The sequence below is a fragment of the Oceanobacillus sp. AG genome (assembly GCF_009746545.1).
GTDB classification, from domain to species: domain Bacteria; phylum Bacillota; class Bacilli; order Bacillales; family Amphibacillaceae; genus Oceanobacillus; species Oceanobacillus indicireducens.
Map to the genome: position 1 here is coordinate 87363 of NZ_WOWT01000010.1, position 16419 is coordinate 103781.

The 16419-nt window shown below is 39.2% G+C and carries 20 protein-coding genes; 2 read left to right on the forward strand and 18 right to left on the reverse strand.

The genetic code is table 11. The features are described from left to right. Window positions 1–64: 64 nt before the first annotated feature. Genes GN217_RS06780 through GN217_RS06790 form a run of 3 tightly spaced genes read right to left on the reverse strand, consistent with a single transcriptional unit; the run spans window position 65 to window position 2281 of the window. On the reverse strand, window positions 65–901 hold the full coding sequence (locus GN217_RS06780; protein ID WP_156855924.1) for a superoxide dismutase: 837 nt from the start codon (window positions 899–901) through the stop codon (window positions 65–67). 58 nt (window positions 902–959) lie between these two features. Next, the gene (gene scpB / locus GN217_RS06785; protein ID WP_156855925.1) at window positions 960–1541 is read right to left on the reverse strand and encodes an SMC-Scp complex subunit ScpB; all 582 of its coding nucleotides are present in this window, start codon (window positions 1539–1541) and stop codon (window positions 960–962) included. 2 nt (window positions 1542–1543) lie between these two features. Next, window positions 1544–2281 (reverse strand): segregation/condensation protein A, encoded by a 738-nt coding sequence (locus tag GN217_RS06790; protein ID WP_156855979.1) that lies wholly within the window; start codon window positions 2279–2281, stop codon window positions 1544–1546. A gap of 148 nt (window positions 2282–2429) precedes the next feature. On the opposite strand from GN217_RS06790, the gene GN217_RS06795 reads away from it, so the two are divergent. Then, window positions 2430–2522: a YjcZ family sporulation protein gene (locus GN217_RS06795; protein WP_156855926.1), complete on the forward strand. Its 93-nt coding sequence runs from the start codon at window positions 2430–2432 to the stop codon at window positions 2520–2522. Between the two features lie 77 nt (window positions 2523–2599). On the opposite strand, the gene GN217_RS06800 is transcribed toward GN217_RS06795, so the two are convergent. The 15 genes from GN217_RS06800 to GN217_RS06870 form a co-directional block, all read right to left on the reverse strand. After that, the gene (locus tag GN217_RS06800) at window positions 2600–2962 is read right to left on the reverse strand and encodes a GNAT family N-acetyltransferase (protein WP_156855927.1); all 363 of its coding nucleotides are present in this window, start codon (window positions 2960–2962) and stop codon (window positions 2600–2602) included. A gap of 148 nt (window positions 2963–3110) precedes the next feature. Further along, window positions 3111–3548, reverse strand: a complete 438-nt coding sequence (locus GN217_RS06805) for a peptidylprolyl isomerase (protein ID WP_156855928.1) — start codon at window positions 3546–3548, stop codon at window positions 3111–3113. A 79-nt stretch (window positions 3549–3627) separates the two neighbouring features. Continuing rightward, on the reverse strand, window positions 3628–4935 hold the full coding sequence (lysA, locus tag GN217_RS06810; protein WP_156855980.1) for a diaminopimelate decarboxylase: 1308 nt from the start codon (window positions 4933–4935) through the stop codon (window positions 3628–3630). A 656-nt stretch (window positions 4936–5591) separates the two neighbouring features. Next, complete coding sequence (locus tag GN217_RS06815; RefSeq protein ID WP_156855929.1) at window positions 5592–7079, reverse strand: spore germination protein; 1488 nt, start codon at window positions 7077–7079, stop codon at window positions 5592–5594. Window positions 7080–7112: 33 nt separating this feature from the next. Then, window positions 7113–7541: a stage V sporulation protein AB gene (locus GN217_RS06820; protein ID WP_156855930.1), complete on the reverse strand. Its 429-nt coding sequence runs from the start codon at window positions 7539–7541 to the stop codon at window positions 7113–7115. Next, window positions 7528–8136: a stage V sporulation protein AA gene (locus GN217_RS06825; protein ID WP_156855931.1), complete on the reverse strand. Its 609-nt coding sequence runs from the start codon at window positions 8134–8136 to the stop codon at window positions 7528–7530. Before GN217_RS06825 ends, GN217_RS06820 begins: the two co-directional genes overlap by 14 nt. A 164-nt stretch (window positions 8137–8300) precedes the next feature. Then, window positions 8301–9056, reverse strand: coding sequence for an RNA polymerase sporulation sigma factor SigF (sigF, locus tag GN217_RS06830; protein ID WP_156855932.1), 756 nt, complete (start codon window positions 9054–9056; stop codon window positions 8301–8303). Window positions 9057–9067: 11 nt separating this feature from the next. Next, window positions 9068–9508 (reverse strand): anti-sigma F factor, encoded by a 441-nt coding sequence (gene spoIIAB / locus GN217_RS06835; protein WP_156855933.1) that lies wholly within the window; start codon window positions 9506–9508, stop codon window positions 9068–9070. Beyond that, on the reverse strand, window positions 9505–9858 hold the full coding sequence (spoIIAA, locus tag GN217_RS06840) for an anti-sigma F factor antagonist (RefSeq protein ID WP_229782628.1): 354 nt from the start codon (window positions 9856–9858) through the stop codon (window positions 9505–9507). Before spoIIAA ends, spoIIAB begins: the two co-directional genes overlap by 4 nt. A gap of 102 nt (window positions 9859–9960) precedes the next feature. Further along, the gene (locus tag GN217_RS06845; RefSeq protein ID WP_156855935.1) at window positions 9961–11142 is read right to left on the reverse strand and encodes a D-alanyl-D-alanine carboxypeptidase family protein; all 1182 of its coding nucleotides are present in this window, start codon (window positions 11140–11142) and stop codon (window positions 9961–9963) included. 108 nt (window positions 11143–11250) lie between these two features. Continuing rightward, window positions 11251–12141, reverse strand: a complete 891-nt coding sequence (gene xerD / locus GN217_RS06850) for a site-specific tyrosine recombinase XerD (protein ID WP_156855936.1) — start codon at window positions 12139–12141, stop codon at window positions 11251–11253. 163 nt (window positions 12142–12304) lie between these two features. Continuing rightward, window positions 12305–12760, reverse strand: a complete 456-nt coding sequence (fur, locus tag GN217_RS06855; protein WP_156855937.1) for a ferric iron uptake transcriptional regulator — start codon at window positions 12758–12760, stop codon at window positions 12305–12307. Window positions 12761–12869: 109 nt separating this feature from the next. Further along, window positions 12870–13508: a stage II sporulation protein M gene (gene spoIIM / locus GN217_RS06860; protein ID WP_156855938.1), complete on the reverse strand. Its 639-nt coding sequence runs from the start codon at window positions 13506–13508 to the stop codon at window positions 12870–12872. A gap of 95 nt (window positions 13509–13603) precedes the next feature. Beyond that, window positions 13604–14788 (reverse strand): endonuclease Q family protein, encoded by a 1185-nt coding sequence (locus GN217_RS06865; RefSeq protein ID WP_156855939.1) that lies wholly within the window; start codon window positions 14786–14788, stop codon window positions 13604–13606. Then, complete coding sequence (locus GN217_RS06870; RefSeq protein WP_156855940.1) at window positions 14788–15333, reverse strand: NUDIX hydrolase; 546 nt, start codon at window positions 15331–15333, stop codon at window positions 14788–14790. The genes GN217_RS06865 and GN217_RS06870 overlap by 1 nt, the downstream gene beginning before the upstream one ends. A 133-nt stretch (window positions 15334–15466) precedes the next feature. Between GN217_RS06870 and GN217_RS06875 the strand changes: the two genes are divergently transcribed. Continuing rightward, window positions 15467–16387, forward strand: coding sequence for an aldo/keto reductase (locus GN217_RS06875; protein ID WP_156855941.1), 921 nt, complete (start codon window positions 15467–15469; stop codon window positions 16385–16387). Window positions 16388–16419 lie beyond the last annotated feature (32 nt).

Sequence of the window (16419 nt, forward strand, 5' to 3'; positions counted from 1 at the left end):
CTCCTAGCATATTTCTCTATTTCATTCTATGCAGGAAGGTTTTCTATATATGACAAAGATAAACTTAATCGCGGATGTTCATTGCTCTTAACAAGCGATTGTTGACATCCTCCCAGTCCACAATATTCCACCAGGCTTCCACATAATCGGCTTTCTCTGTTTTATATTGTAAATAATAAGCATGTTCCCACATATCAAGGACAAGGAGCGGAATCATCGAAACGAGGTGATTCTGCTGATGTTTCTCAATTGATTCAATTACAAGCCGGTGGTTAACTGGATCGTACAATAATGCAGCCCAGCCCGGACCTTGGACACTTTTGGCGACATTTGTAAAACTTTCCTTAAAATGGGCGAAAGAACCAAAATCCCTATTAATCCATTGCTCTATCTGTTTGCTTGGTACTTTTGATGAGTATGGGGTCATATTTTTCCAAAAAATAGAGTGAAGCAGATGCCCTGATCCGTTGAAAGCCTGCTCTCGTAACCAATGTCTTAACATATCCGGTTCATGATTACGGTAATAAATCTCTTCTTCAGCTTTATTTAATCCATTCACATACGCTTGATGATGCACGAGATGGTGGAGCCTCATGATTTCTTCACTAATATATGGCTCCAATGCATCATAAGCATAGGGAAGCGGGGGAAGAACATGATTCGCATAATCTGCACGGATTAATTCTTTTGAAGAATCACTTAAATGACGCCGCAATTCCTCCCCTTGCTGGTGGAGCTTTATTAATTGTTCTTGTTCCACGCCATTTTCAAGAGAAGCTTGAATTTTCTCGTCCCAGTTTCCCCAAGTATTTATCGTTTCCTCCGGTAAATCTTCCATTTGTATGGTCTTCTTTACATCATCACTCCACTTTTTTAACGCTTGTAAATACAATTCATTCATATTAAAAAGCCCTCCTCCAAAGTATTTTATGAAGGGGGCTGCTAATTGTGCCTATGAACTACTCTTCTAGTTCATCATTAAATCGTTCGAAAAACAAATCAACTTCTTGATTGTTTGTATCGTCTGTCGTTTCCGGAAGTGGCGGCAATTCGTCAAGGGAAGTTAAACCAAAATAAGTCAAGAAATCTTTCGACGTTCGAAAGAGGATGGGACGTCCAATCGTTTCTTTTCTGCCCATCTCTTCAATTAATGAGCGATTAAGTAATGTCTGAACCGGTCCATCGCTCTTCACCCCTCTGATCTCATCGATTTCCGCCCGGGTGATGGGCTGCTGATAAGCGATGATTGCAAGTGTTTCAAGGGCTGCCTGTGACATTCTTGTCGAGCGGGGTGTTTCAATTAATTTCTTGAAATACGAGCTATGTTCCGGTTTCGTTGTCAGATGCAATACTCCATTTGCTTCCATGATTTTCAGTCCACGAGTTTTCTGTTCATAATCATCTTTTAATTCATCAATAAGCTCTGTTGCTACGTCTTCTGTAATATTAAGCACTTTACTTAATTGTTTAATGGTAACTCCTTCATCTCCTGTGGCAAAGAGAAGCCCTTCCGCGACAGCTTTCAGTTCTCCGATATCCACTTTCATTCCTCCATAGCATACAAATATAACACATCAAAATGCTTCGTTTGTTTACAATAAATTTGTCTATCCTTCATTAGTTCTAATAAGGCAAGAAAGGTGACGACTATATGGTTCCGGGTGCGCTCCGGAAATAATTCATCAAACCGGACGCCTTCCCTTGTTTTATTAACGATGGAAAGCACTTCTTCCATCCGCTCTTCTATTGAAATTTCGGCGCGCTGGACTTTCGTATCAAGCGGTTCACTCCATTTTTTCCTTTCTAGCATCTTACCGAGAGCACCAAGCATATCATAAATCGTAATTTCCCCTTGTACAACAGGCGGTTTTTTAGTTAGGATTTCATCAAATCCCATCGGTGGCCGTGTAAAGGTGTGAGTTGCTTCTTCTTCTTTCTTCTTGAATTTCTCAGCGGCTTCTTTGTATTTACGATATTCGATTAATCGCTGCATAAGTTCATCCCGCGGATCTTCCATATATTCTTCCACGTCTTCCGTCATTTCTTGCTTAGGTAAAAGCATTTGACTTTTAATTGCGACAAGCGTCGATGCCATAACGAGATATTCACTTGCAATATTCAACTCTAACACTTGGAAGGTATGGATATATTGCATATATTGTTTCGTTATGTCTGCTACAGGGATATCATAAATATCAATCTCATATTGCTTGATTAAGTGTAATAAGAGATCAAGCGGCCCTTCAAATTGTTCTATTTTCACCTTATAAGCTTCTTGCATCATTTGCATCCTTTCTAGAAAAGAAAAAATATTATGTAATCTGCCCAAACATATTTGTTAGCAACACATAAGCTATATCGTAAGCAAAGTCAGAATGCTCTTCATCTGACTTTATCACCTACGCATTACGTAAAGGAGGTTTTTAGTTATGAGTGGTTACGGTGGAGGCTTTGCAGGAGGATTCGCGCTAATTGTCGTGCTGTTTATACTCTTAATTATTGTAGGGGCAGCATGGTTCTAAGTCGAATGTAGGTGATTATTCTACCGGCTTAAAATAGCAGGTATAAAAGCCAGCCCGGTTGATGGGGCTGGCTTTTACTACTCAATCGAGTCACATTTCTCATAAAACTGTCTGATTTGTTCACTTGGATAAACAATATATTTCTCACTATATATTTCTTTTATTTCTTGTATTAAAGTTTTCCCTAGGCCTAGGTTCCGGTGGGATGGGTTGACGGACAAATCTTGAATAATCGCATTCACTTCATCCTCTATTCGAACACCAACCGTACCTAGGATGTCATCTTCCTCGTTTTTCCATAAATACAAATGCCAATCCGGATTCGTTTCATACTCTTTTATATGTTGCTGGAGCTTTTTTACATCCCTTTTTTCATCAGGCATAAAAGATAATAAGCCCATTGCAATTTTCTCCATATTTTTCTTATAGCGAATTAACATATTAATCCCTCATTAATTAACTTAAACTTATATTAAGTCATTTCAACAATGAATCATTCTAAAGCATATATATATTTATGGCATTTTAATGCTAGTTTGTCAACAAAAATCCGTTATGAAAAAATGAATGATCCTTAGTGCTCTAGAATTATTCAGCAGATACCCGCACTTCTTTCATGACATCACCATTCTGCATATTACGTGCAACTTCTAGTCCAGAAGTGATTTTTCCAAATACAGTATGGACTCCGTCTAGATGTGGTTGCGGTTCATGGACAAGGAAAAATTGGCTTGAGCCTGTGTCTTTACCAGCGTGTGCCATAGATAATGCTCCTGCTTCATGTTTGTGCGGATTACCTTCTGTTTCACACTTAATGGTCTTACCACTGCCACCAGCCCCAGTTCCTGTCGGGTCTCCTCCCTGGCTAACGAAACCAGGAATTACGCGGTGAAATGTCACCCCATCATAAAATCCTGAATTTGCAAGTTCTTCAAAGTTCTTTACCGTGTTCGGTGCAGCTTCAGGGAAGAATTCCATTTCAATTTTTTCCCCATTTTCCATTTGTATATAGCCTGTTTTAGTCATGCAAAACGCTCCTTCTATGTTTAATTCATATTCCAATCTATTTTACCATTTTCGATTATTATTGAAAAGAAATGTCATATCATTCATAGGATAAATCATTTTTTACAATGTCTTCTACGCTCTCTCTTCTTACAACGAGTCTATCCATACCATCTTCAACAAAGACTACCGCAGGCTTTGCTAAACGGTTATAATTACTTGCCATAGAAAAACCGTAAGCTCCGGTTGCAAGGACTGCAAGTACATCTCCGGGCTGGACTTCCGGAAGCGGCAGATCCCAGATAAGCATATCTCCTGATTCACATGCTTTCCCTGCAATCGATACAGTTGTTGTCGGTTCTTCCGTCGCTTTATTAGCGAGAACTGCTTCATACTGCGCCTCATAGAGGGCTGGGCGGATATTGTCAGCCATCCCACCGTCAACTGATACATAATTTCTTATATTGGGAATTTCTTTGGATGAACCAATCGTATATAAAGATACACCAGCATTTCCAACAATCGATCGACCTGGTTCAATCCAGATCTCCGGCAGGGATATGTTTAAACGCTCACTGTTTTCTCTCACAGCTGCAACGATTTTTTCCGCGTAGATATGATATGCCAAAGGCTCATCTTCTTCTGTATAACGAATCCCGTATCCTCCACCAAGATTTAATACTTCCGGAACAAAATCTACTTGATCCAACCACTTTTCTAGTTGATCGAATAATAGATTAACAGCAACCATAAAACCTTCTGTTTCAAAAATTTGTGAACCGATATGGCAGTGTAGTCCCTTCAATTGAATATGTCCATGATTATGTAAGAGTTGAAAAGCTTCATCCGCTTGCCCGTTAATAAGATTAAAGCCAAACTTAGAGTCTTCATTCCCCGTCATAATATATTGGTGAGTATTCGACTCGATACCAGGCGTTACGCGAATAAGAACATCGATTGTTTTATTCTCTTCCCGAAGAATTTCTTCAAGCAATTGAATTTCATACAGATTATCAATGACGATACAGCCAATGTTTTCGTCAACTGCCATTTTTAATTCTTCTCTGCTTTTATTATTGCCGTGTAAGTGGATCCGCTCTGTTGGAAATCCAGCTTGAAGGGCGGTATATAGCTCCCCTTCTGAAACGACATCAAGACACAAGCCTTCCTGTTTCGCAACTTGTACCATTGCAATACTGGAAAATGCTTTACTTGCATATGCCACTTTAGCTTGGACATCTAAATCTTTAAACGTTTGGACGAAGCTTCGCGCATTTTTACGGATAATCCCCACATCATATACATATAATGGGGTTCCATATTTTTCAGCAAGCGTCAGACTATCAACGCCCCCGATCATTAAGTGCCCTGCAGCATTAACCTCAAATGGATGGTGGTCAATTATCATCTTCATCTCCCCCGTACGCTAATTGTAAAATGATACATTACTTTACCATATTAAAGGAGAAAACAAAAGCACAATGCCTTAAAATATTATAATTATACACTCAACGCATCACTTTCATTCAGCGTAAGTGTCTTTGCTCGTTTCCTTTAGTTTAGATCTCTAATCGCCGCGGCGGACGGGTGCGCATCCTAAAGCACAGCCGAAGCCTCGACACACAGGACGTTAATGTCAGACGTTGCCACATACGAGAGCGTTCTTAGTCTGCCTCGGGCTGAGCAATTAGGGGTCTTCAGACTCGTGCTATTCCTGCAGGAGTCACCGTCCACCGGGCAACTAAACTGGTAGAGAGTATTATTATCGGAAACTATCCCACCGTGATGAGAGTTCTATTCCTAAAATGGAAAATAGTGTTCCAAATTTGGCTTTTCCTCGGAGCAATCCAGACACCTCGAGACTCCTGCGGGAGGCCGGCTAAGTGCGGTCACGTCCTGTGACCAATGCCGGCATTAGAACCTCCTGTTCGTCGATAGGCCTAGGTGAGACCCCACAGGGCGTTAGCCCGAGGAGGCTCACCAGCCGCTCAGCAGGTGCGAGAGGTGTCTGGACTGCGGACCCCGGAAAGAGAGTTGCACTTACGCTGAATGAAAGGGAACGAATTATTTGTCTTTTCCTTTCCCTTTTTCAAGTGGTTGCCGGTAAACATTCTTCGGATGAACAATGCTTGGTCTTCTGTTCGTGTACGGAACAGGAATACGAAAGATGATATGGAGCAATGCACTTGGATTATAAGGAATGAACGGCCAGAAGTACGGCGTTTTCAATGATTTTTGCTCTACCAAAAATAAAATCGTTAACGTAAAACCAATCATTAATCCATTAATACCAAATAGCGCCGTTACAATCACTAGAAAATATTTAAGAATCTTATTCGCTGTCCCTAACTCATAACTAGGCGTCACATAGGAACCGATTGCTGAAATAGATACATAAAGGATGACTTCCGCACTGAACATACCAACATCAATCGCAATTTCACCAATCAATACCGCCGCAATCAAACTCATCGCAGTGGAAAGAGGCGTTGGGGTATGAACAGCTGCCATCCGCAAGAATTCAATCCCCAAATCGGCTAAAATGATTTGAAGAACGATTGGCACACTTCCTTCTTCGTTTGGACCGATAAAAGCCAGATTTTTCGGTAATAAACTCGGATCCTGGACAAACAATATCCATACGGGAAGCAGAAATATTGATAAGAATACGGCTAAGAATCTTATCCATCTTACGAAAGTACCAAATACCGGTGATTGTCTGTATTCCTCCGCATGCTGCAAATGGTGAAAATAAGTTGTAGGAAGAATAATCACACTTGGTGAAGAATCAACCGTCACTATTACATGTCCCTCTAACAAGTGATTCGCTGCTACATCCGGACGTTCGGTATAACGTACTAATGGAAAAGTATTCCACTTTCTTTTAATAATAAACTCCTCTAGTGACTTGTCGGCCATGGATAAACCGTCGACTTCAATACCTTCAATTCTTTCCTTGACTAAGTCTACAAGACCATCGCTGGCTATATCTTTAATGTAAGTGATACAGACGTCCGTTTTAGACCGTTCTCCCACTTTCATCATTTCATTACGCAAACGAGCGTCCCGCAATCTTCTTCTCGTTAAAGCAGTATTTTCTACCACATTCTCTGTATATCCATCTCTGGAACCCCGAATGACTTTTTCTGTGTCCGGCTCTTCAGGTGTTCGGCCAGGGTAATGTCTTACATCAATTGAAAATACTTGGTTGTATCCATCTACAAATATGACAACCAAACCGGAAAGCATTTCATCTACTGCTTCATCCAATGTTTTCAACTTAGCTACCTGTTGATGTACTAAGCGATTTGTAAGAATTTCGGGAAACTTCTCCTTTTCTTTCTCATTTTCATTCAAGTTAAGCATTTCTATTAATAACTCTTGAACGATGGTCGTATCACAAAGCCCGTTAACAAAATACAGTTGAACACGGCGACCAAGTATAATAACTTGCCGGTAGTCAACATCATAGGAAATATCCAGGCCTAACCTTTCCTTCATATACTTTTCATTTTTCTTAATATCTTGATATACTTTCGTTTTTACTTCCATCCCGTTCACTCCGAATTCTCGTTTAGTACGAATCTAAACCGTTACGAAATATAGCCATTGAAAAAGTGAGCCAATAATTTTACCGAACATAATCGCCATTAATAACCAAAGTAAAAAACCGTCCAATTTTACTCGCTTCAGCAAAATAGGAAACACATTCAGTATTTCTGTAAGTGCCGCTGCGAGCATCCCATTAAAAATCCCATGCAATAACCCCCATAATACGAGCAGTATAACCGGCTCCTGCCAATTGCCGTTAAAGAAGGTGAGAAAAGTTCCAAATAATAAACCTAATATAATACTTGCTGTATATATTTTAATAAATGCTTCACTTTTACTTAGCTGAATGAGGCGCGGAATGATCCTTAATACTGTAATAAAGGCAACAAAACCAGCACCAACCGTAATGCCACCACCAAAACCGATGAACGCTTGCGCGAGATTCAGACTAATTTCTTTCATCGAGCTCATTCTCATGCATCACTAAATACTGATTGAGTTCAGTTTGATAATTTGAGATTTCGATCTCAAGAGGACTCGGTTCTTCGTTAAACCGTTTATTGAACCAATGGTTGAAAAACAATAAAGTCCCGAGACCGAGACCAAGGGAATAAGGGATTTGAATCCATAATGGAAATTCATTTTCCTCACCGGTTAATATATAGTGGAGCTTCTGTTGAACTTCCTGCATGCTGACATCATAATGAAAGTTCATGATAGTCATTGCTGTACCAATAAATAAAAGCAACCAGATTAATACTGCAATAAACAAATTTGCTTTTTTCTTTTTCTTTTCTATCCGGATGACCGTTTGATCCGGTCCAACTGATTGGATATCCAGTTCAGGGAATTCTTTTATAAGTTCTTTAATAATGAGAAATACGTCAATGACAAGGATGTTGAGGTCTTTATCACTGATGCGGTAAATTGGTTTACTTTCAAGGTTCTCTTTGATCGCAAAAGGTGCTGCTATATGGGCAATATCTCTAAGATGCAGCTGCTTATTTTCATTTACATCCACATTACGCTTCATTCGCAAATAGACCGTATGAACCATAACATCATCAACCTTTACCGAGCATTTTGCTTAGTATGAGTATTTCGATTGAATTTTATCCTCCAAAAAACAATTTCGGACACAGCATTTTTATTTTATAGTTTCTTATACAATCAACAGAAATACCCCCAGCAAGGATCCCGATATCCATGCTGGGGGTATGTTTAGATTCCTAAGTATTCTTTTATCTCTTGTAAGAGCTTTTTTTCAATTCGTGATACTTGGACTTGGGAGATTCCTAGACGTTCTGCTACTTCCGTCTGGGTCTGGTCTTTATAATACCGCAAATAAACAATTAATCGCTCTCTTTCATCTAAATGCTGAATCGCTTCTTCCAAGGAAATTTTCTCAAACCACTTCGTATCCTCCGTTGAAATCTGATCTAGCAATGTAATCGGATCACCATCATTTTCAAAAACCGTTTCATGTATTGATTGCGGTGTCCTTGCAGCTTCTTCAGCATGAATGATTTCTTCTACGGAAAGATCCAACTCCTGCGCAAGTTCACTTACAGAAGGGGATCTGCCCAGTTCCTTTGTCAAGGCATCCTTCGCTCTCCGTATTTTATTCCCTGTTTCCTTTAACGTCCGACTCACCTTTACGCTCCCGTCATCTCGAATAAACCGCTGAATTTCACCGATAATCATCGGGACGGCGTAAGTGGAAAAACGTACGTCATAGGTTAAATCGAATTTATCGATGGATTTGATTAAACCGATACTGCCGATTTGGAATAAATCGTCCGGATCATACCCCCGATTGATAAAGCGTTGCACGACGGACCAAACGAGCCGAACATTCTGCTCCACCAAGAAATCCCTTGCTTCTTTATTGCCATTTTGGCTTTGGAAAAGTAGTTCTTTAACTTCCTCATTCGTAAGCTTATGCTTATTTGACTTTGGTTTTGTATTAAGATCCATTGGCTTTCATCCTAATTATAAACCGTTTTATTATTTATTAATTGCTTTGACATCTCTACCGTCGTACCTTCACCGGGACGGGAAACAATCTCTACTTTATCCATAAAGTTTTCCATAATCGTAAAACCCATACCTGAGCGTTCTAGTTCTGGTTTGGATGTATAGAGCGGTTCACGGGCTTCTTCAATATCGTCAATACCTAATCCTTTGTCTTCAATTCTAAGTTTAACTTCATTATCCTCTATTGAACAAAAGATTTTAATGAAATGATGAGGTTCATTCTGGTAACCATGAATAATCGCATTGGTTACCGCTTCAGAAACAACGGTCTTCATTTCTGTCATTTCCTCAACCGTAGGATCTAATGGTGCGATGAATGCTGCAACAGCTACTCTCGCAAAGGCTTCATTCTCACTAACACTCAAAAATTCCAATTGCATACTATTTTTCATGATGCCACCCCCAAGGTTTCCAAAGCATTTTCCTCATTTTCAGCAAGACGGATAATTTTAAATAACCCAGCCATTTCAAACAAGCGATTAATCGCTGGTGTAACAGAACAAACGACCATTTCACCACCAAGCTGTAATACTTCTTTATATCTGCCTAAAATAACGCCTAAACCAGAACTATCCATGAATGAGATTCCACCCAAGTTTAAAATAACATGTTTTACAGGACGACTATAAAGCATGTCTTTCCACTCTTTTCGAAGCGTTTCAGCTGTATGATGGTCCAGTTCTCCCGTCAGTCTGACAATTAGTACATCCTCCTTCACGGAAAATAAGGATTGTAATCCCAAATTAATCTCCTCCTCTTTAATTCCTTAATCTATGTTTCTTTATTCCTTCGTCTAATTCCTGCATGACGACAAAACTAGTCAGAATAACCGTTTATTCGACCCTTATTCAAAAACAGCCACTTCCTGTAAAGACCGTTTCATTAAGGTGAAAAAAGATGCCTTATGAATTGGGTGTTCTACGGTCACCGGAGATTCGATTATAATTTCTTCACCATTTTTAATCAAAAGTGTTCCAATTCTGTCCCCTTGTTCAATTGGAAGACTGATATCGTCCATCAATTCATATTCTGTTGTTAAATCTTCAAGCTTTTGACCCTTCGTATGAATCGTGCTTATCGGGGATGCAGTGATGATATTTGTTTTTTTTCTGTCACCTTTTAGCGTAGTAATTTCGGTAATGACCTCGCCTTCTTCATAAAGCCTTTCCGTTTCAAATTGATTAAATGCATAATCAAGCATTGAGGAAACAGCAGCATTTCTCGCTTTCGAGCTCTCGTATCCTAAAACGACAGCAACAACTCGCATGTCATCCTTTTTGGCAGTTGCAGTCAAACAATATTTCGCTTCACTCGTGTACCCTGTTTTTAATCCATCCACTTCAGGGTAAAAACGGACGAGTTTGTTTGTATTGACAAGCCAGAATTCCTTATCAGTATCTTTCCGTAAGTAGTCCTCATAAATCGAAGTAAATTCTGTGATCTTTTCGTATTTTAGCAGTTCGCGTGCCATCATTGCCATATCATAAGCTGTGCTGTAATGATCATCTGCTGGTAGTCCGGAAGTGTTTTGGAAGTTAGTATTTTCTAGACCTAGGGATTTCGCTTTTTCATTCATCGCTTTCACAAAAGCTTGCTCACTTCCCGCAATCCGTTCAGCAAGTGCTACACTCGCATCGTTTGCTGATGCTATTGCAATACCTTTCAAAAGATCTGTAACCGACATTTCCTCCCCTGCCTCAAGGAAAATTTGCGATCCACCCATAGACGCAGCATTTTCACTCACACGCACCTTCTCATCGAGTGATAAGGACCCTTCATCGATCGCTTCCATGATTAATAAAAGGGTCATGATTTTCGTCATACTTGCGGGTGGTAATTTTTCATGAGGATTCTTATTAAATAAAATGGTGCCAGTGTCCTGTTCAATCAAGATTGCTGACTTGGCATCCTCCGCGAGTTCCGGCTGATTTTCCTCCTTTGAAGCTGCATGAACTGCAAGTAGTGGGGTGAAACTAGTAAATAGTAAAAACGAGATAACTGTTAGAAGAATACTGCTTTTATTCATAGATTTACCTCCAAAATATAGTATGGAACTAGGATGCCCAATTTGGAGGGTTTTATACAGTAAAAAACCCTTATTCATTTGAATGGAATAAGGGCTTAATGCGTTTAGTTAAGCTCTTGGATGATATGCTTTGTACATATCTTTCAGTCTTTTCTTCGTAACATGTGTATAGATTTGCGTGGTGGAGATGTCCTCGTGACCAAGCATTTCTTGGACGATCCGTAAATCAGCGCCATTTTCGAGCAAATGGGTGGCAAAGGAGTGGCGTAAAGTATGTGGTGTAATATTTTTCTTAATACCAGCTTCTAGTGCTTTTTTCTTGAGGATTTTCCAAAATCCTTGTCGTGATAACGGTCTTCCATGCTGGTTGACGAAAAGTGTTTGCGTACTTTGTCCTTTAACAAGCTTCGGTCTAGCGTTTTCTAAATAGTCTTCAATCGCATGGATTGCTGTATTTCCCAATGGAACGATACGTTCTTTGGATCCTTTGCCGAAGCATTGCACAAATCCCATCATAAGATGCAGATCATTTGTTTTCAGTTCAATCATTTCCGTCACCCGTAAACCTGTTGCATACAATAATTCGAGCATCGCTTTCGTTCGTAATTCTAGCGGGGTGTCATCATTTATTTCAAGAAGCTTATCAATTTCCTCTTGCGCTAAGACGTCTGGTAACGTGCGGTCGTTCTTCGGCTTTTCAATATGGAGGCTAGCATCTTGTGCGACGATTTGCTCCCTGACTAAAAATTGATGGAGTGAGCGGATAGAAGAAATATGCCGGGAAATGGTTGCAGTTGATTTCCCGTTATCCTTTAGATGATAGAGAAACTGTATAATATCGTTACGTGAAACTTCTTTCCAGTTCGTTTTAGCTGCTTCTTTCTCCAAATGTTTTATATAATTTTTTAAATCTCGCTTGTAGGAGGTCAGCGTATTTTCCGCTAGACCTCTTTCAATTTGTAAAAAATGCAAAAAATCTTCCAGTTCATTATGTAACATCGTTCTCATCCCCTATAATGTCTAATTTACCCTTTTTCAGTTCAATTGTAAATTACAGTCTGACCGAATATATGGAGTTGGATCATAGCATTTTTATTTTATAGTTTCTTATACACAAAAAAAGCTTCATCCCGTTTTTGGACAAAGCCGTTCTTTGCATTGATTATTGTACTTTCACTACTGATTCCTGGCATTGTTTGCAAATTCCATGAAACGTCAAACGATGATCCATCACCTGGAAACCGAAATCATTTTCAACAATTTTTTCAACATCTTCTAATAGATCATTAACAATTTCTTCAACAGAGCCGCATTCAATACAAACTAGATGGTGATGAAAATGTTTAGCGCCTTCTTTACGAAGATCATAGCGAGAGACACCATCTCCAAAATTTATTTTATCGACAATCTTCAGTTCAGATAATAACTCCAATGTTCGGTAGACAGTCGCTAAACCAATTTCAGGCGATTTTTCTTTAACTAATAAATAAACATCCTCCGCACTTAGATGATCTTCTTCTCTTTCTATTAATACCCGAACGGTTGCTTCTCGTTGCGGTGTCAATTTATAATTCTGTGCATGGAGTTGTTTTTTAATTTGTTCAATCCGATGTTCCATTCCCTGTTCGCCTCCCTCATAATCCCAACTTTATTATAGGCACCATTCGTAAGCGTGTCAAAGTATAGTCTATCACTTTATATTAATAATAATTATAAAGAAGGTTCGATTATAAGTAAAATGATTTGATTAGCGTCTCCATCAAACCACCGGAAATATAAACTTCAACGAAGGATGCGCCGATTGATACGATAATCAGGATTGAGAATATGACGATGTAATTGACAAATGGTTGCCAAAGCGAATCAACATTTCTTCTCGAAAATATTTTCCGTAAACTGAACAGCGCAAAGATCATCGCCATTGTGCCGGCAAATATATAGATTGGAATGGCAATTAAATTATGTGGGGCTATCGTTAAAGTTGAAAACAAAAGACCTTCTGAACCTAGCTGATTAACGATGAAACCAACAGAGAATCCAATGACTAAGCCTTTAATGAACAATAAAATCCAAATAACCGGCAAGCCAATCACAGAAAGACCCAGTACGAATAATAACAAAAGATATTTCAAGTGAAAATAAAAGCTATCTTTCCATACCATAAAGCGGTCCACATCTTTTTCGTCTAACGTATGATTGAAAAAACGTTCCAAATAAAAAAACAAGTCCTGTTTCTGGATAAAATTCATGCTGTTAACGAGGAGTGCACCGAAGATGATTCCCGTTAACAGCAAAATGCACATGAATAAATAGATGATAGCGTAAGTTCGTATATGGTTGGCGAACCGTAATTTAAATTCTTGCATGTGGACCCTCCTTCGCATATTTCTATAATTATGCTATGAGGGTCTATAATTAAATAGAACTTATTACTAGATTCACCCTTGAAAAAGAAGAGAGTTTAATTGCTGGAATCTGTTTCACTGGCAACAACTTTACCATATTTACCGCCACCACCTGCTGCTATTTGCAATTCTCCATTCCGGTTTGCTAATATCATCTCGGCCAGTTTAGCAGGGACGACTTCTTCCAATTCTTCTTTACTCACCCGGTGAATGATATTCATTTCTGTACCGAATGCTTTTAATAGTTTTGCGTACGTTTTCGCACCTAAGGAAGGGATGAAGTCAAGCGGAACTTGGTGTACATAGGTTGGACGTTCACGAGAATATTCATTCGTTTTTAACATATCAATCCGTTCCTTCACACCATTTATCCGCTGTAGGGAGCCGCAGTTACTGCACGGTTCATTTTTAGGCGCAGGGTGTAAACATTTTTTACAAACCGTATGATAATATTTTCCAAGAAGTGGATTCATTCCATAATTACGAACTATTTTTCTTCCTTTGACGTGATGGATTGCATAGTAAAGCTCCTTAAAACTCGGTGTTTTCATAAGCACTTCCTGATATTCCCTCGCCATCTTCCCTAATGAATGGGCATCAGAATTCGTTAAAAATGTATAAGGATTAAGCTCATCAATCCCGTCAACCATATACGTGTCCGAACTAAGACCTAGCTCGACTGCATCAATTAATGAGTCATCTAATACTTCCCGGAGTGACTGCTGCACCCCTTTTCCGTATAAACTCTTAAATGGGGTGAATATATGGGCCGGAATAAACAAGCCGGATAACTCTTTTACTTTATACTGTAAATCCTTTGCGGAACCATAATACCTTTGGGAGCTGAGGTTAATATTTGTCATCCGTTCCCTTAGCCAAGCTGTAAAGGCGCTCATACTTGCTAGAGTCGGGAAAAAACAAAGCACATGGATCGGTCCTTTACAATTTTCATCATAGATTTCGATCTCTGAGCCTAGAATCAATGTCACTTGTTTGAACTGGATTCCACCATCTTTCAATTCTTTAGCCTGCTTCGTATCGATCAATTCCTGAATTTCAGCTTGTACGGCAGGGGCGTGGCAATCGATCACACCAACCATATCCAATCCCTTCTTTTCATCTGCTTCCTTTAGAATATTGGATAAGGTAAGTGTCTTTGCTCCTGTAATCTTCACCGGTCGATTATTGTAATCCCTGCCGATATGAATATGCAAATCTACAAAATACGATGATAAGTTCATTACATCCTCCCAAGAGCGTGTAAGTAGAGAATGGCATAATTTGTTTTCGCATCATGAATCTTTTCTTCTTCGACGTACTGCTTCGCTTCATCCAGTGTCAATTCAATGATTTCGATAAACTCATCGTCATCTCCTTGAACTGGTGTCTCCAACTTTTCCAATGTATCCGTAATGTAAATATAGATAAGTTCATCTGCAAAGCCAGGTGATGTATAAAAAGATGTGACGAAATTCAGTTCTTTCGTCGTATAACCCGTCTCTTCCTCCAGCTCGCGTATCGCTGCTGCAAGTGGTTGTTCATTATCATCCAATTTCCCTGCCGGTATCTCTACTAATGTTTTTTCAAGCGGTTTACGATATTGTTTCACAAATACGATTTTTTTATCCTTTGTAATCGGTATAATTGCCACTGCACCAGGATGTTTGACAATCTCCCTTTTTGCTTTTTCACCATCTGGTAAAACGACATCATCGACTTGCAGATCAATTATCTTTCCTTCATATATTTTTTCTGTATGAATTGTTTTTTCTTCAAAATTTTTCATTATAATCTCCTTTATTTCCTTGTATGTCTCACCATTTTATCATATATTTAATTATTAAAACTAGTAACTGATTGGCGTATGTCACGAATCTTCCTTATAATAGAGTTAACTTGAAACTAGTGAGGTGCAAGACATGAAAATGAATCAATTAGGGAAATCAGATATTTATGTATCCGAGCTTACCCTCGGTTGTATGTCCCTTGGACAAGACAAAAATAAAGCAAAAGAAATTATCAGTACCGCATTAGCACAAGGGATTAATCATCTCGATACAGCTGATTTATATGATTTCGGATTAAATGAAGAAATTATCGGAGAAATTATTAAAGATAGAAGACAAGATGTGATTCTCACTACGAAAGCTGGAAACCACTTTTCAAAAGAAACGAAGGATTGGTTCTGGGACCCGTCTAAAGAATATATCATGCAGGCTGCAAAAGAAAGCTTAAAACGACTCCAGACCGATTATATTGACTTCTTCATGCTTCATGGCGGAACGATGGAGGATCCAATAGACGAAACGATTGAAGCAATGGAAGAACTGAAAAAAGCAGGATTAATCCGAGCTTACGGTATCTCCTCCATCCGTCCTAATGTAATTGATGCATATGTGAGAAAATCTTCCATCGATGGTGTCATGCTGCAATACAGCTTGCTTGACCGCCGGCCGGAAGAAAGTGTATTAAAGCAGCTGGATGATAACAATATTAGTGCAGTAGCAAGAGGGCCACTAGCGAAAGGGATGCTGAGTACATATTATAAAGAAAATATTACGAAGAAAGCTGCAAAAGGTTTTCTCGATTATAACCAGACCGAGCTGCTGCAAACAGTTGAAAATATTGCCGCACTCTCTGAAGGTATGCCAATGAACGAATTGGCTTTAAAATATGTCTTACAACACCCTGCCGTGACAACAATTACCTTTGGTGCGAGTACGACAGAGCAAGTCATAGAAAATACCAAGGTTGATTTAACTACTGGATTATCTGAAGAAATGTATGAAAAATTAAAAGAACAAACAAAACGAAATATCTATGAGCAGCATCGGGTCTAAACCTACAATGTTTCGAAAGGATGGATCACTTG